Source organism: Novosphingobium sp. DS6-6, assembly GCF_057784975.1.
The window spans coordinates 211,263-234,916 of the sequence record NZ_JBYNTS010000002.1; the positions used below are offsets into that span (position 1 = coordinate 211,263).

At 67.0% G+C, this 23,654-nt stretch carries 23 protein-coding genes and 1 tRNA gene; 9 read left to right on the forward strand and 15 right to left on the reverse strand.

Annotated features, from left to right (window positions below; all coding sequences use genetic code 11):
• Positions 1-32: 32 nt before the first annotated feature.
• Entirely contained in the window at positions 33-2,345 is a 2,313-nt protein-coding gene (locus AC3EDY_RS03265) for a TonB-dependent receptor (RefSeq protein ID WP_488571032.1), read from the reverse strand.
• Positions 2,346-2,448: 103 nt separating this feature from the next.
• On the opposite strand from AC3EDY_RS03265, the gene AC3EDY_RS03270 reads away from it, so the two are divergent.
• Positions 2,449-2,979, forward strand: coding sequence for a MarR family winged helix-turn-helix transcriptional regulator (locus AC3EDY_RS03270; protein WP_488571033.1), 531 nt, complete (start codon positions 2,449-2,451; stop codon positions 2,977-2,979).
• A 331-nt stretch (positions 2,980-3,310) separates the two neighbouring features.
• On the opposite strand, the gene AC3EDY_RS03275 is transcribed toward AC3EDY_RS03270, so the two are convergent.
• Positions 3,311-3,385, reverse strand: a tRNA-Gly gene (locus AC3EDY_RS03275).
• A 286-nt stretch (positions 3,386-3,671) separates the two neighbouring features.
• On the opposite strand from AC3EDY_RS03275, the gene AC3EDY_RS03280 reads away from it, so the two are divergent.
• Together AC3EDY_RS03280 and AC3EDY_RS03285 are read left to right on the forward strand one after the other, a co-directional pair.
• A complete protein-coding gene (locus tag AC3EDY_RS03280) occupies positions 3,672-4,595 on the forward strand; it encodes a tetratricopeptide repeat protein (RefSeq protein ID WP_488571034.1) in 924 nt (307 codons plus the stop codon).
• A 5-nt stretch (positions 4,596-4,600) separates the two neighbouring features.
• Entirely contained in the window at positions 4,601-5,227 is a 627-nt protein-coding gene (locus tag AC3EDY_RS03285) for an LON peptidase substrate-binding domain-containing protein (protein ID WP_488571035.1), read from the forward strand.
• 6 nt (positions 5,228-5,233) lie between these two features.
• On the opposite strand, the gene AC3EDY_RS03290 is transcribed toward AC3EDY_RS03285, so the two are convergent.
• The 5 genes from AC3EDY_RS03290 to erpA form a co-directional block, all read right to left on the reverse strand.
• Positions 5,234-5,695 carry a Fur family transcriptional regulator gene (locus tag AC3EDY_RS03290; RefSeq protein ID WP_488571036.1) on the reverse strand — a complete coding sequence of 154 codons (462 nt, stop codon included), beginning with the start codon at positions 5,693-5,695 and terminating at the stop codon, positions 5,234-5,236.
• Positions 5,696-5,731: 36 nt separating this feature from the next.
• Positions 5,732-6,415, reverse strand: coding sequence for a peptide-methionine (S)-S-oxide reductase MsrA (gene msrA / locus AC3EDY_RS03295; RefSeq protein ID WP_488571037.1), 684 nt, complete (start codon positions 6,413-6,415; stop codon positions 5,732-5,734).
• Complete coding sequence (locus tag AC3EDY_RS03300) at positions 6,412-6,555, reverse strand: hypothetical protein (RefSeq protein WP_488571038.1); 144 nt, start codon at positions 6,553-6,555, stop codon at positions 6,412-6,414. Before AC3EDY_RS03300 ends, msrA begins: the two co-directional genes overlap by 4 nt.
• 129 nt (positions 6,556-6,684) lie before the next feature.
• Complete coding sequence (gene xth, locus AC3EDY_RS03305; RefSeq protein WP_488571217.1) at positions 6,685-7,458, reverse strand: exodeoxyribonuclease III; 774 nt, start codon at positions 7,456-7,458, stop codon at positions 6,685-6,687.
• Positions 7,459-7,481: 23 nt separating this feature from the next.
• A complete protein-coding gene (gene erpA / locus AC3EDY_RS03310; RefSeq protein ID WP_488571039.1) occupies positions 7,482-7,814 on the reverse strand; it encodes an iron-sulfur cluster insertion protein ErpA in 333 nt (110 codons plus the stop codon).
• 102 nt (positions 7,815-7,916) lie between these two features.
• Between erpA and AC3EDY_RS03315 the strand changes: the two genes are divergently transcribed.
• From AC3EDY_RS03315 to AC3EDY_RS03335, 5 genes are all read left to right on the forward strand, one after another.
• Positions 7,917-8,663: an alpha/beta fold hydrolase gene (locus AC3EDY_RS03315; RefSeq protein ID WP_488571040.1), complete on the forward strand. Its 747-nt coding sequence runs from the start codon at positions 7,917-7,919 to the stop codon at positions 8,661-8,663.
• 135 nt (positions 8,664-8,798) lie between these two features.
• Positions 8,799-9,581: a tetratricopeptide repeat protein gene (locus AC3EDY_RS03320; RefSeq protein WP_488571041.1), complete on the forward strand. Its 783-nt coding sequence runs from the start codon at positions 8,799-8,801 to the stop codon at positions 9,579-9,581.
• On the forward strand, positions 9,578-10,588 hold the full coding sequence (locus AC3EDY_RS03325; RefSeq protein ID WP_488571042.1) for an LLM class flavin-dependent oxidoreductase: 1,011 nt from the start codon (positions 9,578-9,580) through the stop codon (positions 10,586-10,588). The genes AC3EDY_RS03320 and AC3EDY_RS03325 overlap by 4 nt, the downstream gene beginning before the upstream one ends.
• Positions 10,589-10,751: 163 nt before the next feature.
• Positions 10,752-15,500: an NAD-glutamate dehydrogenase domain-containing protein gene (locus tag AC3EDY_RS03330; protein ID WP_488571043.1), complete on the forward strand. Its 4,749-nt coding sequence runs from the start codon at positions 10,752-10,754 to the stop codon at positions 15,498-15,500.
• A gap of 86 nt (positions 15,501-15,586) precedes the next feature.
• A complete protein-coding gene (locus tag AC3EDY_RS03335) occupies positions 15,587-16,828 on the forward strand; it encodes an NAD(P)/FAD-dependent oxidoreductase (RefSeq protein WP_488571044.1) in 1,242 nt (413 codons plus the stop codon).
• A 68-nt stretch (positions 16,829-16,896) separates the two neighbouring features.
• Here AC3EDY_RS03335 and AC3EDY_RS03340 read toward each other — a convergent pair whose 3' ends face one another.
• The gene (locus AC3EDY_RS03340; RefSeq protein ID WP_488571045.1) at positions 16,897-17,898 is read right to left on the reverse strand and encodes an adenosine kinase; all 1,002 of its coding nucleotides are present in this window, start codon (positions 17,896-17,898) and stop codon (positions 16,897-16,899) included.
• Between the two features lie 95 nt (positions 17,899-17,993).
• Here AC3EDY_RS03340 and AC3EDY_RS03345 point away from each other — a divergent pair, with 95 nt between their 5' ends.
• Entirely contained in the window at positions 17,994-18,464 is a 471-nt protein-coding gene (locus AC3EDY_RS03345; RefSeq protein ID WP_488571046.1) for a hypothetical protein, read from the forward strand.
• A 1-nt stretch (position 18,465) separates the two neighbouring features.
• On the opposite strand, the gene AC3EDY_RS03350 is transcribed toward AC3EDY_RS03345, so the two are convergent.
• The 7 genes from AC3EDY_RS03350 to AC3EDY_RS03380 form a co-directional block, all read right to left on the reverse strand.
• Positions 18,466-19,041: a DoxX family protein gene (locus tag AC3EDY_RS03350; protein ID WP_488571047.1), complete on the reverse strand. Its 576-nt coding sequence runs from the start codon at positions 19,039-19,041 to the stop codon at positions 18,466-18,468.
• 109 nt (positions 19,042-19,150) lie between these two features.
• On the reverse strand, positions 19,151-19,705 hold the full coding sequence (gene dcd / locus AC3EDY_RS03355) for a dCTP deaminase (RefSeq protein WP_488571048.1): 555 nt from the start codon (positions 19,703-19,705) through the stop codon (positions 19,151-19,153).
• Positions 19,706-19,738: 33 nt separating this feature from the next.
• Positions 19,739-20,182: a cytidine deaminase gene (locus AC3EDY_RS03360; RefSeq protein ID WP_488571049.1), complete on the reverse strand. Its 444-nt coding sequence runs from the start codon at positions 20,180-20,182 to the stop codon at positions 19,739-19,741.
• Positions 20,183-20,256: 74 nt separating this feature from the next.
• The gene (locus AC3EDY_RS03365; RefSeq protein WP_488571050.1) at positions 20,257-21,018 is read right to left on the reverse strand and encodes an SDR family oxidoreductase; all 762 of its coding nucleotides are present in this window, start codon (positions 21,016-21,018) and stop codon (positions 20,257-20,259) included.
• Positions 21,019-21,028: 10 nt separating this feature from the next.
• The gene (locus AC3EDY_RS03370) at positions 21,029-22,009 is read right to left on the reverse strand and encodes a helix-turn-helix transcriptional regulator (protein ID WP_488571051.1); all 981 of its coding nucleotides are present in this window, start codon (positions 22,007-22,009) and stop codon (positions 21,029-21,031) included.
• Positions 22,010-22,087: 78 nt separating this feature from the next.
• On the reverse strand, positions 22,088-22,846 hold the full coding sequence (locus AC3EDY_RS03375; protein WP_488571052.1) for a MipA/OmpV family protein: 759 nt from the start codon (positions 22,844-22,846) through the stop codon (positions 22,088-22,090).
• Between the two features lie 103 nt (positions 22,847-22,949).
• Positions 22,950-23,645, reverse strand: coding sequence for a glycoside hydrolase family 25 protein (locus AC3EDY_RS03380; protein WP_488571053.1), 696 nt, complete (start codon positions 23,643-23,645; stop codon positions 22,950-22,952).
• Positions 23,646-23,654 lie beyond the last annotated feature (9 nt).

Sequence of the window (23,654 nt, forward strand, 5' to 3'; positions counted from 1 at the left end):
ACGGCCATCGATCATGATGAGCCCTTCCCGGTTCAGAACTTGAACATCAGTTCCACGCCGTAGGTCCGTGGCGGAGCCTTGAACACTGCCTGCGTGAAGGGCAACGGGTCGCCTGTGAAGATCACGATCACGTCGCTGTTGTATCGCTTGTCGGTAAGGTTTTTGCCCCACAGGGACGCTGACCAGCGATCGGTCTCGTAACTTGCCCGCGCCGAGAACAGATCGAGGGCAGACCGCCGCGCTTCGGGCGAATTCTGCGCATCGAAGAAGACGCGCCCGGTATGGTCCCACCGTCCGTTGAAAACCAGTCGAGCGTCGTTGTTCAGCTTCGCTTCGTATGTCGCATCAAGCGATGTCCGCCAGTCCGGGACATAGGGAGCATGGTTGCCGACCGAAGCAGGGTCACCCACATACTTGGTAATTTCGGCATTCACGTACCCGATACCACTGCGGACGGTCAGCGCCTTTGTTGGCCGCGCCACGATCTCGAGTTCGCCCCCGGTTACCCGGATCCTGTCAATCACCGTCACGGCATTGAGAGAGCCCTGCGGTATGAAACGGAACAACTGGGAGTTCTGCTTTTCAGTGCGGAAGAGTGCGCCGTTTATGGTCAGCGCGCCATCGAGCCACTGTGTCTTCGCCCCCACTTCGTAGTTGTCGGCCTCCTCGGCGGGATACTGGTTGGGCGCCGCACCGGAACTGACCGTAAATGCCTGAGCGGCGTTGAAACCACCCGCCTTGAACCCCTTGGCATAAGTCGCGTAAAGGTTGACGCCGGACCGGGCTTTCCAGGCCAGACTGATTTTGGGCTGGAACTGCTTGAACGTATTGCGACGGACTTGCCCTGCGGTTGCCGAGAAAGGCTGGTTCGCGGTGAGCGGATCGCCGTCGGAATCCACGGACGACGAACCGTAGGCGACATCGATGGCGCGCTTGCGCTCATGATCGTAGCGTCCGGCAACCGTAAGGGTCAGTTGGTTCGTCAGATCCCAGTCAGCATTCGCAAACACGGCCCATGCTTTGCTGTAAACGTTATCGACCGACAGGCTGGTTGTCTGATTGGGGCCGCTGCTGATGGGAGGCTGGCGATCGACGATGAAACCTGCGTCGTCGATGCCAGACGCCGCCAGCAAAAACGGTGTCTGGCGAATGTCCGCATAGTAAGCGCCGAAGATATAGCGAAAGCGACGGTCTGCAGGAGACGTGAAGCGCAGCTCGGTCGTTCGCGCGCTATGATTGCGTTGATTGTATTGCGTGCCATCGCCGCTTCCCGCGCTGTAGGGAAAGCCATCCGACGCAAAAATGTTTTCCTGCTCCTCATAGGAGGAAATGCTGGTTATCCGGCCCCAGTCCGCATCATAATCGGCACGCAACGAATAAAGTTGGTCAGTCTTATGGTTGAAGTTGTCTATATTCGATACAAAAGGTGCATCGGCATAGTCGGCGCTGACGATAGGCGACGATGTCTGCAGACCGGCGAAACGGGATTGCGAAAGGTAATTCGTCGCCGATCCTTCGATCTTGGAATAAAAGGCGATCGCCTGAACCCGCAACTCGCTGGTCGGAGTCCAGTCCAACCGCACGCGGCCGGATTTTTCGTTATAAGGATCGACGAATTTGTTGGTCGTGGTGCTGCGATAGAAACCGCGGCTGTCGCGAATGCTTCCGGCGACACTCACGCCAAGCTTGTCCGCCACTAACGGTCCCGAAACCGCAAACTGCGCATAGGCCGAACTGCCGTTTCCATATCCGGCGCGCAATTTCGCCGCAAAGCTGTCGCCTGGCGCCGCAGTCGTGATGTTTATAGCGCCCGAAATGGCGTTGCGGCCATAAAGATAGCCTTGCGGACCTTTCAGAACTTCGATCTGCTGCACGTCGAGCAGGTCCTTGTTCAATCCGGTCGCGCCTGTCAGCACCACCCCGTCGATTACCACCGCCACTGGCGCATCGGTATTGAGAGCCTGAGCATCGCCTCGAACAGTGATGCGCAGATCACCGGCATTGTTCGCCTCGACCGCGGACAGGTTTGGCGATGCGTTGATAAAATCCATCGGCCGCGTGATGTTGGAGCGCTCGATCTGCATTGTTGTAAATGCGGTGATCGAGGCAGGCACATCCTGGAGCCGCTCATCCCGTCTTGTCGCGGTCACGATGATGTCGGCGCCCGAATCCGCTACAGATTGAGGCTGGGCGGCCACATCGGCCTTGGGAACCGCAGTCTGAGCGCCTGCTTCAGCCGGCGCAATCAAACCGATGGTCAGTCCAAAGACACAAGCGCTTTTTTGGAACCTCATGATTTTCCCCTGAATCTGAATAGCAACGCCCTGAACTTGTCCGGACAACATTCTTTTAAAAAAGCTAGATGTCAAGAAAGATTGCACGGTTTTTTGATGTGCTTTACCGCGCGAACAGGAAACATATCCCTTTAAGTCCAGGAGCGACGCGGAAATGCTGCCAGAATCCAGCGATCAGCCAGTGCTACGTGATCGCCTAGAATACCTTTATGGAAAGTGGAATGAGCGCTTGCCCGATCTGGACATCACGCCCTGGCGCATATGGGGGCGGGTGACCCGGCTTCACGAGTTGTTTCTCGCTGCGATAGGGCCCGCGCTTCGGCGGCACGAATTGAATTTCAAGGAATATCAGACGCTGGCTGCGCTTGTGCTGGGCGGCGAACCGTATGAGGCCAAACCGAACACCATTGCCCGTCACAACCTGCTTACGTCTGGTGGAGTCGCAAATCTCGTTGCTCGCATGGAACGTGAGGGGCTGGTCGAGCGGCGGCCGGATTTGCATGATGGCCGATCGGTGATCGTGCGCGCGACCGAGCGCGGCCTGTCCGATTTTGCAGAGGCCGTGAAAGAGGAAAATCGTATCGAGCACGACTTGCTCAAAGCGCTGACGGACGAAGAGCGCCTGATTCTCGCGACGCTGCTGCGGAAGCTTCTGCTCGCCATCGATCCGGTCGGCGTTGTGTAAATGAGGTCGGTATCAGCAGGATTTTGCAGAAAGTCGACCTTACGACTTCCATGTGGCGAAATCTGCTGATTGAAAAGTCGTCAGCGCGGCGCGCTGCAACGGTTTCGGCCAGACTGTCGTCCTCGGCATGGCCTACGGTGCGGACGATGCAGGGCACCAGCGTGTTGGGACGCGCGCTTCATGCGCGGAACGCGCAAACTTCCGCCAGATGTCGTCGCAAGCTCGATGTAGAATGGATACGAAACGAATACAGGCTCACCATATCAGAGCGCCGGTATTCGAATTCAGGTCTAAAGCCCTGAGATCAGACTGTTGGAAAATCGAAGGAAACTGGAGCGGGCGAAGGGATTCGAACCCTCGACCCCAACCTTGGCAAGGTTGTGCTCTACCCCTGAGCTACGCCCGCTCTGGCGTTTGTCCGCCGGCGCCGCGTGGTGGGCCTGCCGGGGTGAGGCGGGCCAATAACCGGGGAATCGGAGTGGCGCAACAGCAAAGTTGCATTTTCCCCGGACAAAGCCGGGGCCGTCTGTAGCTGGCACGTTGGCGCCCCTCCCGGCGTGGCGCGTGGCACGAAATCCTTGCGGGATTCGCAGAAGCGGTGCCTGCTGCCCCTTGCCGAACCGGACGGCTTTCCCACATGGTGGCGGAAGCGGCGCCCGTGTGGCGGCGCCACCGGATCGACAGACGTGGAGATGCATGTGGCAAGCCTGGGCCTCAACCTTGACGAACAGAAGGCGGTGGACCGCTTCCGCAAGGCGATCGTCGAACCGTCGATGACCAAGCTGGTCATCCTTGATTTCTGGGCGGAATGGTGCGGGCCGTGCAAGGCCCTGGCCCCGGTTCTGGAAAAGGTGGCGGCCGACTATGCCGAAAAGGGCGTGGTGCTGGCGAAAGTCAACGTGGACGAGGAACAGTTCATCGCCGCGCAGTTCCAGGTGCGCTCGATCCCCACGGTCTACGCCATGTTCCAGGGCCAGCCCGTGGCCGATCTCACCGCGGCGCGCAGCGAATCGCAGCTCAGGCAGTATCTCGACCAGATCCTGGGGCAGTTGCCGGTCCAGCCGGGCGCCCCCGGCGCGGAGGCGCCCCAGGACGTGGCGCCGCTTCTGGCCATGGGCGAGGAGGTGCTGGCCGGGGGCGATGGTGAGCGGGCCGCGTCGATCTTTGCCCAGATCGCCGAAATCGCGCCCGACAACGCCGCCGCTCATGCCGGCCTGATTCGCGCCCTGCTGGTTGCCGGGCGCCGCGAGGAAGCCGCGGACGTGCTGGCCGCGCTCGATCCCAAGCTGGCTGGCGATCATGCGCTGGATCAGGCCCGCGCGGCGCTGGCCCTTGCCGACGACGCGCCGGAGGAAGACGAACTGGCCGCCCTGCGCGCGGCCGCGGCCGCCGCGCCCGGCGACATGGATGCGCAACTGGCGCTCGCCAACGGCCTGTTCGCCGCCGGCGATCGCGATGCCGCGGCCGAAATCCTGCTGGCCATGGTGGCCGCGGACCGCGCCTGGAACGAAGGCGCGGCGCGGGCGCGGCTGCTGCAGATTTTCGAGGCGATCGGACTGGAGGACCCGTGGGTGGCGCGCGCGCGGCGCAAGCTGTCCGCCGTGCTGTTCGGGTGACGACGATGGGGGGCGCAATCGGCACGGTCAGGCTTTCGATCTTTCCGCTTTCGGGCGCGCTGCTTTTTCCGGGCCTGCAATTGCCGTTGCACATATTCGAGCCGCGCTATCGGGCGATGGTATCCGATGCCCTGGCCCGCGACCGGCGCATCGCGATGATCCAGCCGCAGGCCCCGTCGGAAGGCGCGCCCCTGTTCCGGATCGGTTGCGTGGGCAAGATCGAGGACGTCGAGGCGCTGGACAACGGCCGCTACAACATCGTACTATCGGGAATCGCGCGCTTTCGCATGCTGCGCGAACTCGATGCCACGACGCCGTTCCGCCAGGTCGAGGCCGAACTGCTGCCCGACGATCCGGGCGAAGCGCTGAGCGCGGTGGAGCGGGCCGGGTTCGAGCGCGAGGCGCGCGCCTTTGCCGAAGCGCAAGGCTATGCGGTCGATTGGGATTCCGTCGCGCGGCTGGACGATCAGTCCCTGATCAACGGCGTTTCGCAGATCGCCCCGTTCGACGTGGCCGCCAAGCAGGCCCTGCTGGAAGCGCCGAGCCTGGCGGCGCGCTGCGAACTGCTGGTGCAGCTGATGCAGTTTTTCGGGCGCCGCGATTCCGACGATGGCGCGGTGACGCTGCAGTAAGCCGCGCTATGCGGCGCAGGCCTGGCAGCGCCCGCGGATTTCCACCACCGGGCGCACGTCAGCAAAGCCCGCCTGGCGCGCCGCTTCGCGCAGATGGCCGGTAAGACCGTCGTCGTCGATGTGGATCGCCTGGCCACAGGCGTCGCAGATCAGGAAGATGCAATCGTGGCGGCAGCCGGGATGGCTGTTGGCGACATAGGCGTTGGCGCTTTCCACCCGGCGCGCCAGATTGGTCCGCACGAAGAGGTCGAGAATGCGGTAGACGCTGTTGGCCGCCACCCGCTTGCCCCGGCGCTGCCCCACGCTTTCGGCGATGTCATAGGCCGAAACCGGGCGCGCATGCCCGGCCAGCGCGGCAAAGACATCGGCGCGCATGTCCGTCCACTGTTCGCCCGAAACGGTCAGCGCCTCGCGCGCGGCGGATACCAGCCCTTCGCCGGCGTAATCGTGATGATGGTGGCCACCCATGCCTATCAGATAGGGCGCGCGCGCCGCGGTTGCAAATCAGTTGCGCGTGAAATCCGGCTTCCACCACTGCGGAAACCTGCGCTGCAAAGCCTCGACCCGCGCCACGTCCCAGCGCAGGATATAGGGATGGCGGGGGTTGCGAAAGGCAAAGTCCTGATGTTCGGCCGGCCCGGGATAGAAACCGCGCCACGGCTCGATCCGGGTGACGATCGGGTCCTTCCACAGCTTGAGCGCCTTGATCTGCGCGACATAGGCCCGGGCGACGCGCGCCTGTTCGGGGCCGACGGGCACCAGCGCGTTGCGGTATTGCGGGCCGACGTCGGGCTCTTGCCGGTCAAGCTGGGTAGGATCGCTGGCCACGCCGAAAAAGACCTGCAGCAGCTGATCATAGCGGATGCGCGCCGGATCGTAAGTGACCCGGATCGCTTCGGCATGGCCCGTCCTGCCAGTGCTGACGGTTTCGTAATCCGCGTCGGCCGCGCGTCCGCCGGCAAAGCCGGAAACGACGCTGCTCACACCGACAAGGTGGCTGAACACCGCTTCCATGCCCCAATAGCAGCCGCCGGCGAAAACGGCGGTCTTGGGGCCGGGGGATTCCCTTGCCGCGATGACCGCCGCCGGCGCCTTTACCGGGGCATCGGCATGCGCAGGCTGCAGGCAGGCCGCCAGCGACAGGGACAGCGCAATTCCAACCCCGCGCGGAACGAAACGCACGCTCATGGCGCCGTGCCGGCGGCAGAGGCCGGCGCGACGGGCGCGAAAACGTGCAGTGTGTTGAACGTGGTAACGCCCATGGCCACCGCGCCGATCGCGAAGCCGATGAGAAGGGACTTCAGCAGATCCCTGCGAAACAAATGCATGAGCTGGTCCGGTAATAATCAGTTTCAAAATGCTACTTAGCATGTTCGGGCGGCGCATGCCAGCCCCGCCCGGTTGCCGCACCCTGTTTCATCGGCCAACTGCACGTCCTGTCCGACGAACGGCCAGGTTCAGCGCCGCAGCGTGACCCATATCGGCGCATGATCGCTGGCCTTTTCCCGGCCGCGATAGGCTTTGTCCACGCCCGCGCCGATCAGCCGGTCGGCCAGCTCGGGCGAAAGCAGCGCATGATCGATGCGAAAGCCGTGGTCGCGCTGCCAGGCGCCCGCCTGATAGTCCCAGAACGTCCAGAGGCCGCCCCGGGGGTGATGCAGGCCAAGGGCATCGGTCCACCCTGCCGCGAGCAGACGGTTGTAGGCATCGCGCGATTCGGGCTGCATCAGCGCATCGGTGGCCATGGCCCGCGTGTCCCACACGTCGTTGTCACGCGGGATCACGTTGTAATCGCCCAGTACCGCCGCCGGCACTTCCTCGGCCCAGATCTCGCCCATGCGCGTGGCCAGACGATCCATCCAGCGCAGCTTGTAATCGAACTTCGGCCCCGGCTGCGGATTGCCGTTGGGCAGATAGATGCACACCACGCGCAGGCCGAAGACATCGGCTTCGAGATAGCGGGCGTGCGCGTCGTCCGCTTCGCCGGCCAGGCCCCGCTGCACTTCCACCGGCCTTTGCCCATCGGCCAGGATGGCAACGCCGTTGAAACCTTTCTGCCCGTGCCAGATCGCGTGATAGCCGATCTTCTCGAATTCCTCGGCCGGAAAGCCTTCGTCCTGGGTCTTGATTTCCTGCAGGCAGGCAACACCGGGCCGCGTTTCGACCAGCCATTCGAGCAGGCGCGGCAGGCGCGCCTTGATGCCGTTGATATTGAAGCTGGCGAGCTTGATCGGCGCGGCGCCTTCCGGTTCGCTCACACCGAAAAGCTCGCGCCGCAACCGCAACCGGATGCGGCATTGGGATTGGTCACGCGAAAGGCCGCACCACCCAGCGATTCGACATAATCGACCGTGGCCCCCCCCACGAGATCGAGGCTCATGGCATCGACCACCAGTCGCACGCCGTCGGTTTCCACCACGGTATCGTCGGCGTCCACGTTTTCGGCCAGGCCGAAGCGGTATTGAAAGCCCGAACAGCCCCCGCCTTCCACCGCCAGCCGCAGGATCGCGGGCTTTGCCTGCTTGGCGGCAATCGTGGCGACGCGCGCGGCGGCCGACGGGGCGAGAATGACGGTGGGCTGGCTCATGCCTTGCGAGATAGGCGCACCGGCCCCGCCGCTCAAGGGGGACTGTAGAGGCGCAAGGAGGACTGTAGACAGGCGAGCCCTCCTGCCGGTAGCAAGGCGGCGATGGCCACGCCGCAACCGCCCCGCTTCGTTACCGGCCCCGATGGTCTGCGCCTGGCCACCCGGTTCGTTCCGGGACGCGAGCCGGCGGTGGTCTTCCTGCCAGGCTACATGTCCGACATGGCGGGCGGCAAGGCGCAGGCGGTGATGGACTGGGCCATGGCCCGGGGCCGCGCCTGCCTGCTGCTCGATTATTCCGGCTGCGGCCTGTCGCAGGGCGATTTTGCCGCCGGTACACTGTCGCGCTGGCGGGACGAGGTGGTCGCCCTGATTGCCGCGCATGATCTGAACGATGTCGTTCTGACCGGATCGAGCATGGGCGGCTGGCTGATGCTGCTGGTGGCGCGCGTGCTGGGCGAGAGGGTTCGCGCGCTGGTCGGACTGGCGGCCGCGCCCGATTTCACCGACTGGGGCTATGACGAGGCGCGGAAAGCGGCCCTGGCGGCCGGAACGACAGTGTGGGAGGACAATCCCTATGGCCCCGATCCGACGCCCACCCACGCCGCGTTCTGGGCCGACGGGCAGGCCCTGCTGCAATTGAACGATGTCGTTCCATTCGACGGGCCGGTCCGCCTGATCCACGGGCAGGCCGATCCCGACGTGCCGTGGGACGTGGCGCTGCGCCTGGCGGCCGCGCTGCGTTCAGCCGATGTGCAGGTGCACCTGATCAAGGACGGCGATCACCGCCTGTCGCGGCCGCAGGACATTGCCGTGCTGCTGGCCACCCTGGCCCAGCTTCTGCCTGGATAGAGCCAACCGATGCTTGTGGCTGCCGCCGCCCTTTTCACTTTGCCGTTTCCATCCGGCCCGTCGTGGCATCAGGTAGGGCCCAACCCGCGCCCGATGGAATTTGCTCCGTTGCGGACGTCAAGCCGGCGCAAGCCCGTGGAAGACCCTGCCCAGCCCCCGGCGGAAAAGCACGACCGGCTGGCCGATTGCCTGATCATCGGGCGCAGCAACCCCGATCTCGCGATCGGCCTTGCGCACCGCTGGCTGGACGAGGTCAAAGCCCCCGCCGAGCGGGTGCGGGCCAACCAGTGCCTGGGCATGATGTTGAGCCAGCAGGGCGATTTCGATGGCGCACTGGCCGCTTTCGGCGAAGCGATCGGCCTGATACCCGATGCCCAGGCGGTGGGCGCCGTGCCGTTGATGGCCATGGCCGGCAATGCCGCGCTGGCTGCCGGCAAGCCGCAGGACGCGCTGACATGGCTTGATCGCGCGGCGGTGGTGCGCGGCTTTGCCGACAATGCCGCCCTGGCCGCGGTCCAGAACGACCGCGCCCGCGCGCTGGTGGCGCTGGGCCGCAACGCCGATGCGGCGGCCGCGCTGGCGCGGTCGCGCCAGCTGGCGCCGCAGAACGCGGAAAGCTGGCTGCTTTCGGCCACCCTGTTACGCCGCGAGAAGAACCTGGCCGCTGCGCAGGCCGATATCGAGGAAGCCGCGCGCCTTTCCCCGCGTGACCCGGCCATAGGGGTGGAAGCAGGCGTGATCGCCATGCTGGGCAACCGCGAGGATGCCGCGCGCCAATCCTGGCAATCGGTCATGGCCATGGCACCCGCCAGCGACGAGGCGCGCGTGGCGCGCGGTTACCTTGAACAGATCGGCGCCGCCCCCACATCCACCCCTGTTCCGCCCCGCCCGGGCCAGGATGAGGAAATCACGCGATGAAGCTGTCCGTTCTCGATCTGGTGCCGGTGATCGAGGGCGGCTCGATCCGGCAGGCTCTGGCCGATGCCGCCCTGCTGGCCCAGGCCGCGGAGGAGGCCGGCTATCACCGCTATTGGGTGGCCGAACATCACGGCATGAACGGCGTGGCAAGTGCGGCGGTTTCGGTGGTGCTGGCCCATGTCGGCCATCATACGCGCACGATCCGCCTGGGTGCGGGCGGCATCATGCTGCCCAATCACAACCCCCTGGTGATTGCCGAACAGTTTGGGGCGCTCGACGCGCTCTATCCGGGGCGGATCGACCTGGGCCTGGGCCGCGCCCCGGGCGGGGACCAGCGGATCGCGCGCGCCCTGCGCAAGGACGTGCATCGCGCGGCCGAGGATTTTCCGGCCGATGTGGTGGAACTGCAGGCGCATTTTGCCGCCGATGCGCGGCTGCCGCTGGCGGCAACGCCTGGCAACGGCGCCGCGGTGGACCTGTGGATCCTGGGGTCGAGCCTGTTCGGCGCGCAGCTGGCGGCCATGCTGGGCCTGCCTTTTGCCTTTGCCTCGCACTTTGCGCCCGATCACCTCGATAGCGCGCTCGTGCTCTATCGCGAGCGGTTCCAGCCTTCGGCCACGCGCGACAAACCCCATGTCATGGCGGCGATCAACGTGCTGTGCGCGCCCGGCGACGAAGAAGCGCAGTTTCTGGCGACCAGCCAGGACCAATCGTTCGTGCGCCTGCGCAGCGGCGATCCCGGGCGCTTGCCGCCGCCGGTCGACGGTTATCGCGAAACGCTGACCGCCCCGCAGCGCGCCACGCTCGACCATTTTCGCCGGTTCAGCGCCATCGGCAGCCCGGCCACCGTGCGCGCGGAACTCGAAGCGTTCCAGCACCGCACCGCGGCGGACGAGATCATCGTTTCAGGCGCCACGTTCGATCCGGCCTTGCGCCGCCGCTCGCTCAGGCTCACCATGGATGCGCTCACGCCGCTTGCGGCAAATACCTATGCGGTCGGCACCTAGGCGGTCGGCAGGGCCGATGGTCATCTTTGCATGGCATCGAAAGGTTCTTTCCCGCCGGCCCGGCGGTTTGCAATTCAGGTTTCATTCGTTACCGAACAGCCAACGATAACAGCACGGCGGGCAACCCGACCCGACCCGCCCGCGAATGCAGGAAGCGAACGTCATGGCGACCACGATCGATCCCACCCCCCCGGCTTCGCCCGCGGCGGGCGGCTCTTCGACGGATGCAGGCCCGGCGGGCAACAGTGCCCAGCATCTCGTTGCCGCGCTCGCGGCGCGTCTGGCCGGCGCTCTGCTGCCCGGGGACGAGGCCGATTTTACCGGCGACCGGCTGACCGAGGCGGCCCGCTTCACCCTGGCGACGGCCGCGTTGCGCAAGGGGCCGGATGCGGCCGTGGCGATCGAATCGATGGGCGGCCAACGCGCCTTGCGCATAGCCGTGATCAACGATGACATGCCGTTCCTGGTCGATTCGATCGCCGCGACGATCACCGCGCAGGGACTGACGATCGAAAAGCTGCTGCACCCGGTGCTGGCGGTGCGGCGCGATCCCGAGGGCGTGCTGGTCGGCCTGCCGGAGGGCGAGGCGATCGGCGAATTGCGCGAATCGATGATCTATCTGGAAACGGAGCGGGCCGACGCCAAGGCGCGACGCGAACTGGCCGCCGCGCTTTCGGCCACGCTGGCCGATGTCCATGCCGCCGTTGCCGATTGGCCGCAGATGCAGGGCCTGATGCAGCACGATGCCCGCGCGCTGCCCGATTCCGAAGGCGCGGCGCTGCTGCGCTGGCTGGCCGACGGCATGCTGACCCAGCTGGGCCACGTCACCCGCCACCGCGACGGCAGCGTGACCGAAGCGATGGGCATCTGCCGCGCCACCGATGCGCCGCTGCTGTCCGACGCATCCTATGCCCGTGCTTTTGCCTGGTTCGACAAGGCCGGTACGCGGGGCGCGGACGCCGTGCCCATTCCGCTGATCGTCAAGGCCAACCGCATTGCCAAAGTGCATCGCCGCGTTCCGCTGGACCTGTTCCTGGTGCCGGTGGTGGAGGGTGGACGGATCATCGCGCTTTCGGTTCATGCCGGGGTATGGACCAGCGCGGCCCTGGCGGCGGCGCCCGATCGCGTACCCCGCATGCGCAGCCAGCTCGATGCGCTGATGAAAAAGCTGGGCTTCGATCCCGCCGGTCATGCCGGCAAGGCGCTCGTCCACGCGCTCACCGCCTTGCCGCACGATTTGCTGATCAGCTTTTCCGATGCCGATCTGGAACGCATCGCCACGACGATGATGGTGCTGATAGACCGTCCGCGCCCGCGGCTGGCACTGGTGCGGGCGCCGCTGGAGCGGCACCTCTATGCGTTTGTCTGGCAGCCGCGCGACAGCCAGTCGACCGAGGTGCGCAAGCAGGTTTCCGCCATGCTGGAACAGGCGACCGGCGGCCAGGTGATCGACTGGAGCCTGCAGGTGGAAGGCAGCACGCTGGCGCTCACCCGCTTTGCCATCGACATGCGGGCCGACGACGATACCCTGACCGATCGCGGCGAAGGCGTGGACGAGGCCGCGCTCGATGCCGCGTTCCAGACTCTGGTGCGCGGCTGGGACGCGGCGGTCGAGGCCGAACTGGCCAAGACCGAGGAGCCGACCCGCGCCGCCGCGATCGCCACGCGCTATGCCCCCGCCTTTCCCGTGGGCTATCGCGCCAGCTATGGCGCGGCCGAAGCCGCCGACGATATCCGGGTGCTGCGCGCGCTGACCGCCGACGAGGCGACGCGACGCGCCGCGCGGCTGCATCGCCTGGCGGGCGAATCGGCGCTGCGTCTCAAGCTTTATCAGCGCGAGGGCGCCATCGTGCTGTCCGATGCCGTGCCGGTGCTGGAAAACTTCGGGTTCCGCGTGCTGGAGGAAGTGCCCACGGCGCTCGATCACGGCAAGCTGGGGTTCGTGCACGATTTCCTGCTGGCGCACCCGGCCGATACCACTGCCGAAGCGCTGCTGGCGCGATCGACCGCGATCGAAACCTCGCTGGCGGCGGTGATCAACGGCGCGGCCGAGGACGATGCCTTCAACCGCCTGATCGTGGCCGTGGGGCTGACCGCGACCGAAGCCAACTGGCTGCGCGCATGGTATCGCTATCTGCGCCAGGCAGGGATGACGTTCGGCATCGCCACGGTGGTCGATGCGCTCAAGAACGCGCCGATCGTGACGCGCGGGCTGATCGACGCGTTCCGTGCCCGCCACGATCCGGCCTTCGCCGGGGATCGCGACAGCGCGGCCGAGGCGGCGGCCGGGGCGATCCGCACCGGGCTGGCGCAGGTGGCCGCCATCAACGACGACCGGCTGCTGCGCGGTTTTCGCGCCGTGGTCGACGCGATCCTGCGCACCAACGCCTTTGCCCCCGCCGCGGCCGAGGCCCTGGCGTTCAAGATCGATTCCGCGCTGGTGCCCGGCCTGCCCAAGCCCGTGCCGTGGCGCGAGATCTTCGTCTATTCGCCCCGCGTCGAGGGCATTCACCTGCGCGCCGGGCCGGTCGCCCGCGGCGGCCTGCGGTGGTCCGACCGGCGCGACGATTTCCGCACCGAAATCCTGGGCCTGATGAAAGCGCAGCGGGTGAAGAACGCGGTGATCGTACCCACCGGCGCCAAGGGCGGTTTCTATCCCAAGCAGCTCCCCGATCCCGCGCGCGAACGCGAGGCCTGGCTGGCTGAAGGAAAAGCCAGCTATCAGGTGTTCATCCGCACGCTGCTGTCGATCACCGACAACATCGTCGATGGCATTGTCGTTCATCCGCAGGACGTGGTGATCCGCGATGGCGAAGACCCCTATTTCGTCGTGGCCGCCGACAAGGGCACCGCGACGTTTTCCGACGTTGCCAACGCCATTGCCGCGGAACGCGATTTCTGGCTGGACGATGCCTTCGCCAGCGGCGGGTCCAAAGGCTATGACCACAAGGCCATGGGCATCACGGCCAAGGGCGCCTGGCTTTCGGTGCGGCGCCATTTCCTGGAAATGGGCGTAGACGTGCAGGCGGAGCCGGTGCGCGTGGCCGGCGTGGGCGATATGTCGGGCGACGTGTTCGGCAACGGCATGCTCTTGTCGAAAGCGCTCAAGATCGTCGCCGCTTTCGACCATCGCCACGTGTTTCTCGATCCCGATCCCGATCCCGCGCAAAGCTGGGAAGAGCGCGCGCGCCTGTTCGCCCTGCCCCGTTCCAGCTGGGACGATTATGACAAGCGCCTGATCTCCGAAGGGGGCGGCGTCTTTCCGCGCAGCCTCAAGGCGGTTCCCTTGAGTCCGCAAGTCCAGGCCCTGCTTGGCGTCGGCGCCGACGAGATGGACCCCGACACGCTGATCGCGCTGATTCTCAAGGCGCCGGTGGACCTTCTGTGGTTCGGCGGGATCGGCACTTATGTGAAAGCCGCGGCCGAAGCCAACGTCAACGTGGGCGATCCGGCCAACGACGCCTATCGCGTTTCGGCCGGCGAGGTGCGAGCGCGGGTGATCGGCGAAGGGGCGAACCTGGGCATGACCCAGGCCGCGCGCATCGAATATGCACTGGCCGGCGGGCGCGTGAACACCGACTTCATCGACAATTCGGCCGGCGTCGACTGTTCGGACAACGAGGTGAACATCAAGATCGCCCTAGCCAGCGCCAAGCGGGCGGGCCGGCTTGCCGAAGATCAGCGCGTGGCGCTGCTGGCCGGCATGACCGATGCGGTGGCGCACCTCGTGCTGGAAGACAACCGGCTTCAGGCGCTGGGTCTGTCCATCGCCGAGCGTGGCGGCGCGCAGGCGGTGCCGGCGCTGACCCGGCTGATCGAAGTGCTGGAGGAAAGCGGCGATCTTGACCGCAAGACCGAAGGACTTGCCCCGTCGGACGACTATGCCCGGCGTGCCGCCGCCGGCACGGGGCTTACCCGGCCCGAGCTGGCGGTGCTGATTTCCTCGACCAAGCTGGTTCTGCAGCGCGCGCTGGAAGACAGCCCGCTGGTGGACGATCCGCTGCTGGAAGAGGAACTCCTGGCCGCGTTTCCCGATGCCATGCGCGAGACGTTCGGGACCGACATCGTGAACCATCGCCTGCGCCGCGAGATCATCGCGACCAAGCTGGCCAACCGCATGGTCAACCGCCTCGGCCCGGTGCATCCGTTCGAACTGGCCGAGGAAGAAGGCATGAGCCTGGGGCAGGTAGCGGCCGCTTTCGTCGCCGCCGAGCGCCTGCTGGGCCTTGCCGACACCTGGACGCTGCTCGATACGGCGGTCATGCCCGAGGACCTGCGCCTTTCGCTGTTCGAGCGGACGGCGCGCGCCCTGCGCGGGCACATCGCCGACGTGCTGCGTTCGTGCCATGGCACCCAGGCGCCGGCGGCGCTGATCGACACGCTGCGCGGCGGCGTCGCCCGGCTTTCGCAGACCAAGGCCGATCTGCTGCGGGGCGAGCCCCAGGCCCAGGCCCGGCGCCTGGCCCAGGAACTGGCCGATGCCGGAACGCCGGCCAGCGTGGTGGACCAGGTGGTCCACCTGTTCGATCTGGATGGCGTGATCGGCCTGGCCCGTCTCGCCGGGGAGCTGGAGGTCGACGCGGTGGTGCTGACCGGGGCCTTTGCCGATCTGGGTGCGCAACTCGGCATCGACTGGGCGCAACAGACCGCGGCGCGGATGAATCCGTCGGACCCGTGGGAAAGGCTGCTGGCGGCAGGCCTGGCACGCGATTTCCAGCAGATGCGCATGGAGTTCCTGCGCCGCATGGGGAGCACCAACCCCGAGATCGCCGCGGAGCAATGGCTTGCCGCAAAGGCCGATCCGGTGCGCCAGCTGCGCAGCCTGATCGCCCGCGCGCAGGCGACGGCCATCGTGACGCCGGCCATGCTGGCGCAGATCGCCAGCCAGGCGCGAAGCCTGCTGCTGCGCTGAAGTGAAGCCGGATCGTGGCGCGGGCGCGCTTGACGCGCCCCGCCTTTTGCCCGCAAGCCTCGTCGCGTCATGACAGGAGGGCGTTGATGGGTGCATTCGAGGCGGGCTTTGCCGATGTGGTGATCGTGGGCGCCGGCCACGGCGGCGCGCAGGCGGCCATGGCCCTGCGCCAGAACGGGTTTGCCGGATCGATCCTGGTGATCGGGCGCGAGCCTGAGCTGCCCTATGAACGCCCGCCCTTGTCGAAGGAATACCTGAGCCGCGACAAGACGTTCGAGCGCATCATGATCCGTCCCGCCGCTTTCTGGCCGGACAAGGGGGTGGAAATGGCGCTGGGCCATGAAGTGGTGGCGGTCGATCCCGCTGCCCGCAGCCTGCGCACCGCCGATGGCGTCACGCTCAGCTATGGCGATCTGATCTGGGCGACCGGGGGCGACGCGCGGCGCCTGTCCTGCGCCGGGCACGATCTGTCCGGGGTGCATGGCGTGCGCACCCGCGCCGATGCCGATCGCCTGATGGCCGAGCTGGACGCCGGCGCGCGGCGGGCCGTGGTGATCGGCGGCGGCTATATCGGGCTGGAAGCGGCCGCCGTGCTGACCAAGTTCGGTTGCCAGGTCACGCTGCTCGAAGCCTTGCCGCGCGTGCTGGCGCGGGTGGCGGGAGAAGCGCTTTCGACATTCTATCAGGACGAGCACCGCGCCCACGGGGTGGACCTGCGGACGGACGTGACGGTCGATTGCCTGGAAGGCGATGGCAGCAAGGTAACCGGCGTGCGCCTGGCCGATGGCAGCGTGCTGCCGGCGGACATCGTGATCGTGGGAATCGGCATCATCCCCCAGGTCGGCCCATTGCTGGCCGCCGGCGCAAGCGGCGGCAACGGGGTGGACGTGGACGAATTCTGCCGCACGTCGCTGCCCCATGTCTATGCGATCGGCGATTGCGCCGCCCATGCCAACGATTTTGCCGACGGTGCGGTGATCCGCCTGGAATCGGTGCAGAACGCCAACGACCAGGCCACCACGGCGGCCAGGGCCATTTGCGGTGCGCCCGTGCCCTACAAAGCGACGCCGTGGTTCTGGTCCAACCAGTATGACCTGCGGTTGCAGACCGTGGGCCTTTCGACCGGGCACGATCTGGCCGTGCTGCGCGGCGAGCCGGGCACGCGCAGCTTTTCGGTGGTCTATCTCAGGCAAGGTAAAGTGATCGCGCTCGACTGCGTCAACATGGTCAAGGACTATGTTCAGGGCAGGAAGCTGGTGGAAACCCGCGCCCGCATCGCCCCCGAAGCCCTGGCCGATGCCGGCGTACCGCTCAAGGACATGCTATAGGATCGGCAGAGCCGGCGACCTTGTCTCGCCCGGCCTTGACCTGGGGTGACGGGGAATGGCCGTGTGCGTCAGGCCACGCCGGTGAGCGCTTTGAGATCGGCCTCGGGCCTGGCGCCATAGTGCGAGACCACTTCAGCGGCGCAGATCGCCCCCATGCGCAGGCATTCGCCCAGCGCAAGTCTGCGCACGTGGCCATAGAGGAAGCCGGCGGCGAACAGATCGCCAGCGCCGGTGGTATCGACCACCTTGGCGATCGGCTCGGCAGCGACATGGGCTTCCGCGCCAGCGTGGCGGGCATAGGCGCCTTCCGGCCCGCGGGTGACCACCAGCGTCGGCACGTTCCCGGCAAGCGCGGCCATGCCTTCGTGGAAATCGGCAATGCCGGTCAGCGCGGCCAGTTCGTGTTCGTTGGCGAACAGGATGTCGATCTGCCCATCGGCGATCAGCGCGCGGAAATCGTCGCCATGGCGGGAAATCACGAAAGCGTCGGACAGGGTGAATGCCACCTGCGTGCCTGCCGCGCGGGCGGCGGCGATGGCCTTGCGCATGGCGGCGCGAGGTTCTGCCGGATCCCACAGATAGCCTTCGAGATAGAGCACGCGCGCGGCCGCGATCATGCTTGCGTCGAGCGCGGCGGCCGGCAGGAACTGCGATGCGCCCAGAAACGTGTTCATCGTGCGCTGCCCGTCGGGCGTAACGAAGATCAGGCACTGCCCGGTGGGCGGGCCACCGGCACGCGGGGCCGTATCGAACGCGATGTGCCCTGCGCGAACGTCGTGGGCAAAGACCCTGCCGAACTGGTCATCGGCAACCTGGCCGATGAAAGCGCACGAGGCGCCCAGCGCGGCAAGGCCGGCCAGGGTGTTGGCGGCCGATCCGCCCGAAATCTCGCGCGCCGGGCCCATCGCTCCATAGAGCACGGCGGCGCGTTCGGCATCCACCAGAGTCATGCCGCCTTTGACCAGGCCGAGCCGGGCAACATCGTCTTCGGTGGCCGGCGCCATGACATCGACGATGGCATTGCCGATGGCGATAACGTCAAAGCGGGGATCGGCAGGAGTTTGCGCCATGGTGTCTTTCGCAAGGAACGGAGAAACTTTATCCGGCGCCTACCCGCCGCATCGACCGACCGCAAGGCCGGTTGCATCGCCGGGCTGCACGAGCCATGACCACGGCCATGCTGCGCCTTTCCCCTCCATCCGCCCGCCCCGCGTGGCAGCCCCTGTCATTCGCGCGTTTCGCACCCGCAATGGCGGGCCTGATGCTGCTTGCCGGATGCAGCAGCACGATACCCGCCGGCCCTGGGCCTGCCACCGCTCGCCGCCCGTCACCCCCGCCCGCGCGCCTGCCTGCGCCACAGCCGCGACCGGCCCCCACCGTGCAGATGGCGCCGGGGCTGGAAGGCGTGATCGGCGCGGATGCCGAGGCGCTGGTGCGGCAATTCGGCCCGCCGCGGCTGGACGTGAAGGAACAGGACGCGCGCAAGCTGCAGTGGAGCGGCGCGGCCTGCGTTCTCGACGTCTATCTCTATCCGCCGCAGGCCGGGGGCCGCCCCACCGCGACGTATGTGGATGCGCGGCGGGGCGACGGGCGCGAGGTGGACCGTGCGGCGTGCATCGCCGCGCTGCGACGGTAGTTCAGATCTGCCACCAGCGGCGGCGCGCGATCGCCGCCGTGCCAGGGCGGTCGGCCGCGCGATCATGCATGCCGGCCGGATCATGATGGGCCGCGGTGACAGTGCCCGGGCGGGCCGGCGGGTTTTCGGCCAGGGCTTCGGCCCGGCCCTCCGCACGGGAAGCGCGCATTTCGGCTTCGCGTGCCGCCATGTCGCGATCGCGGCGGGCGCGCAGGCTGTCATAACTCCACGCCACCTGGCTGTGCGCGAACAGCGCAAGCAGGCCGCCGGTGATCGCCAGGTTCTTGAGCGCTTCGACCACTTGCGCATGATCGAGCACGTTGTGATGGAAGAACAGGATCGTCAGCAGCGTGAAACCGGCCAGCAGCAGGGCGAAGAGCCGCGTTGCCACGCCGAACAGCAGCGCCAGGCCGCCGATCAGCTCGAACAGACCGACCGGTATGGCAAAATCGGGCGAAAGGCCGACACCGGCGAGCGCCGCCTGGGTGCCGCTGACGTCGAACAGCTTGCCCAGACCGGAAATCAGAAACAGAAGCGATAGCAGAATGCGCCCTGCCAGGGCCGCGATGGTGTTCATGGGCCTACCTTTCCGTGCCGTTGCCGCCCCCGTCATGTCTGAACGATATGCGGCAACAATGGCGGCAGGCCCGGTTCGGTTCCGGTGCCGGCCTCACGCAGGCACCCCCCTAAAGACGGGGCAGAGTGACCCCGCGCTGGCCCATGTACTTGCCGGCGCGATCGGCATAGCTGACTTCGCACGGTTCGTTCCCTTGCAGGAACAGGAACTGGCACGCCCCCTCGTTGGCATAGATGCGGGCCGGCAGCGGCGTGGTGTTGGAAAATTCCAGCGTCACATGTCCCTCCCAGCCCGGCTCCAGCGGGGTGACGTTGACGATGATGCCGCAGCGGGCATAAGTCGATTTGCCCAGGCAGATCACCAGGATATCGCGCGGCACGCGAAAATATTCGACCGTGCGGGCCAGGGCGAAGGAATTGGGCGGGATCACGCAGACGTCGGTCTGCCGATCGACGAAGGAATTGCTGGCAAAGTCCTTGGGATCGACGATCGCCGAATCGACATTGGTGAAAATCTTGAATTCGTCGGCCACGCGCGCGTCGTAGCCGTAGGAGGAAAGACCATAGCTGATGCAGCCGTCACGGCGCTGATTTTCCACGAAAGGCTCGATCATGCCTTCGGCAAGCGCCTTGCTGCGGATCCACTTGTCGGAGAGAATGGCCAAGGCCGGTCCTTTGCATGTGCGGATGGGGAAGCGTCAGCCCAGATAGGCCGGGCCGAACGCGCGGGGCAATAGGAAGGACAGGCGTTCTTCCACAACGCCATCGGCGCCGACGCTCAGGACCAGCGGATCGGTTCCGCCAAGGGCCGCCTGTTCGTGCAGCACCTGGCGGCAACGGCCGCAGGGGGTGATCGGATCGCCATCGCGGCCCTCCGGCCCGCCCGCCACCGCCACGGCCACCAGCCCGCCACGCCGGCCGGCATGGGCCGCGCTCGCGCAGGCCACCGTTTCGGCACAGAGCGAAAGACCATAGCTGGCGTTTTCCACATTGCCGCCAGTCACCATGCTGCCGTCTTCGAACAGCAGCGCGGCTCCCACGGTGAACCGCGAATAGGGGGCATAGGCCGTGGCACGCGCGGCGCGGGCAGCGGCGATCAGCGCCGCGCGGGTCGTATCGTCAGGCAGCAGGGCGTTTTCCATGTCTTGGGCTGTGACGCGCGAGAAGCGCCACGTCAACGCCCGACGGGCCTGGAGGGTAGTCGGCACCGGCGGCCTTATCCCCCTCGCATGATCGCATGACCCAGCGCCGGGGAAACGCGCATGATCGCGCGCAGCAGCCTGGTCTTGCCCACGTCGATCTCGCGCCTGCCGGCCTCCAGCCCGGCGACGATCTGGGTCGCGCAGGCCGCGGCGCTGATCTTGCCGCGCCCGCGCCCGGCGGTCATCGCGGTATCGACCAGCGGCGGCAGCGCTTCGACCACGCGGACGTGCGGCGCGGCGTTTTCGCATTGATAGCGCAGCGCGCGGGTGAAGCTGCGCACCCCGGCCTTGGTGGCGCAATAGACCGGCGCGCTGGTCTTCGGGGCCAGCGCCAGGCCCGAGGTGACATTGACGATGGCCGCCGATGGCTGCCGCGCCAGCAGCGGGAGCAGGCCCGCCGACAACGCCACCGTGGCCGTGAAATTGGCCGCGATTTCCTGGCGCAGGGACGGGATCAGCGCCGTGGGGTCTTCACCGGCGAGGTCGGCAAGCACCTGCATGCCCGCGTTGTTGACCAGCAGGGACAGATCGGGCGCGATGGATTCCAGATCGCCGATCAGGCGATCGACCTCGGCCGGATCGGCCAGATCGGCCCGCAAGGTCGTGACCGGCGCCCCCAGCGCCCGCCGGGTCTCTGCCAGGGCTTCGGGATTGCGGCCCACGACGATAACCGGCGCGACGCCCTTTTCCAGCAACAGGCGCGTCAGTTCGCGGCCGATACCGGCACTGCCGCCGGTGACAAGGGCCGTGCGGCCCGCAAGCGAGAATCCGGTCATTCCTCTGTTCCTATGCAAAAGCGCGGCGGTAGGCGGCCGGGGTCAGTGCGGTCTGGCGCCTGAACAGCGCGGTGAAGTGGGGTTGATCGGAAAAGCCGCAAACGAAGCCGATCTTGGCCACGCTGTGTTCGGTTTCGATGAGCATGCGGCCCGCCGCCTCCACGCGCGCCGCGCGCACGACGGCAGGCAGGTTGGCCCCCGCGGCGCCGAGACGCCGTTGCAGCGTGCGCATCGACGTGGCCAGATGCCTTGCCAGCACCGGCAGAGTCCAGCTGCGCGAAAGATCGGCGGCAATCGCGGCGCGTGCCGCCTGCAGCATCGCATCGGGATTCCGGCGGGGCGCGGATGCCGGCTGTGCGACAGACGGAGGATCGCTGGCGTCAGGCACCTCGGGCGTCCCGGCCAGCGGGTCCAGCGCGGTCCAGGCAAAGCGCCACAAGCCCGTGCTGCCCGGCATGGCATCGGCCGGTTCATGAAACCCGCGGTCGTCGATGACACATTGCGCGCGCCCGTCCGCCTGCAGAAGCGCGACGGTCAGGCCCCTGGCACCGACATGGCGGCACAATGCCGCCATGACGCCAAGGACCAGCGCATCCTCGCCCGGCTGCGGGGGTTCGCCGCCGGGCGGCCCGGCATGGCGCACGATCAGCGCTTTCGGGCTTTCCGCCTCGATGACCAGCCGGTGGCGGGAATGCACGAACCGCTCGAGCCGCTGCCAGCGTGCGAAAGCATCGCGCGGGTCCGCTGCACGGAGCAGCGCCGTCAGCGCCGGATCGGGCGGCAGACGATGCAGGCCGCGGCCGACCGCCATCAGCGGGACGAGGCCATGGGCCGCGGCCACCTGCGCGATCAGATCGCGCTTGGCTTCGAGCGCAACGGTCGCTTCGCCCAGCGGCACCCGCGCCTGGTCCGCCGCCGCCGGCAAGAGCCCCCGCGCCGCCAGTTCGGAACGCACGAGGCCGACCATCAGAGCGGATGCGAACGCCTTCACGCCGGCGGCCTTCCGGCGCGCGCGCCGCATCGGCCGCTGTCGATCGTGCCAGACGTTGCACTCATCGGCTGCATTGTTTCAGAACCGGTAGGCCAGGCCAAGCGTGAACCGTCCGAACGTGTCCTCGGGGGTGATCGGGCTGCGATAGGCCTGGCCCACCAGGCGCTTGGCCTCCACCACGCCGACCAGCACCAGACGTTTGGACAGGCCATAGTTGCCGGCAAGACCGGCATAAGCGTCGCGCAGGCCGCTGCCCGGATCGAAGCGGGCCAGTTCGCCGCGGGCAGCCTGCGCCGCGCCGACCCCGAAGTCGGTACGCATGGCCTGGCCATCGGCCCATGTCGCGCCGGCATAGGTGAACAGCTGGTAGCGCCGGTTCCGCACGAGGCCATAGCTCAGGCGCGCATCCGCTTCCGTGCCCTGGTCGTTCAACACGCGGCGCACCCGGACCAGCCAGCCGACCGCGCCTGCCCGGCCTTCGACGAAAGCGCCCAGGCTGGCCGTGGTGGCGATATCGGCAAAGCCGTTGCGCGCCAGCAGCGGGGTGTCGGCAGCATCGCGGCCGATCTCGAACGCGGCCTGCGCGCCCGCCGCCAGGTTCGGGCCAAGCTGGACGCGAACGCCCGCCTCGCCCACGCCGCGGGTGGTGCGCGCGAACAGCACGCCCCGGGAAATATCGGCAACCGGCAGCGCCAGCACGCGGTAACGGTCACCACCGTCGTAATAAGGCTCGATCCGCGCCGAAGCGCCGAGAAAATTGGTCGGCGCCTGCTGCGCCAAGGCTTTTCCGCTTGCCAGGGCGGCACTTGCCGCCAGAAACAACACGCCTGCCCGCATCGGTCACTCCCTTGCCGGTGATGCAGGCGTTTATGGCAGGCGGGAATACGGGTTTCTTGTAAGATCACGCCAATTCACGGCATGGCCGCTTAGGCGCCGCCGCCTACGGCACCACCACCACCCAGCGGAGCGGCCCCGGCGCGGCTTTGCCGCGATAGCGGTCGGTGGCGGTCCACATCACGAAGGGACGGCCGGCATAGCCCGGTTCGAAAAAATCCTGCCGCACCCAGATGTTGCGGTCGATCACCGCAGCCAGGTGATAGCGGCTTTCGATACCGCGCGAGAGCATCAGGATTGCGGGCTTGCCGGCGTGCATTTCCACCTGGTTGAGAAAGGTCGTCAGTTCGCTTTGCAAGGCCGCGTCGGTCGGCGGCACGGGGCAACTGCGCGATTCGCTATCGAGCGCCACGGCCGGGGGCAGCAGGCCTTCCTCGCGCGGCACCATGGTGACGAAATTGGCCGCCTGGGTGTCGCCCGGGGCGCACAGGTCATAGACATGGACGGCCCCGACCTGAAGCCCGGCAGCGCGCGCCTGTTCGAGCGCGTCGGTAAAGGCGCCGTCGCGGCGCTGCGGGCCTTCGCTGGCGGTCAGATAGGCGAAATCGGCGCCATCGCCTTTGAGCAACGGCCAGTCGACCGGCGCATCGTGCATGCCGATCCATGCCCCCTGGACGGGGAAGCGCTGGCGATCGGGCCGCCATGTGCGCGATTGCCACCATAACAGGCCCGCGCCGGCAAGCGCCACCAGCAGCAGCGCCGCCAGCGCGCGCCGCAGCACCGTGTTCCTGCGTTTTCCCATGATGGCGAT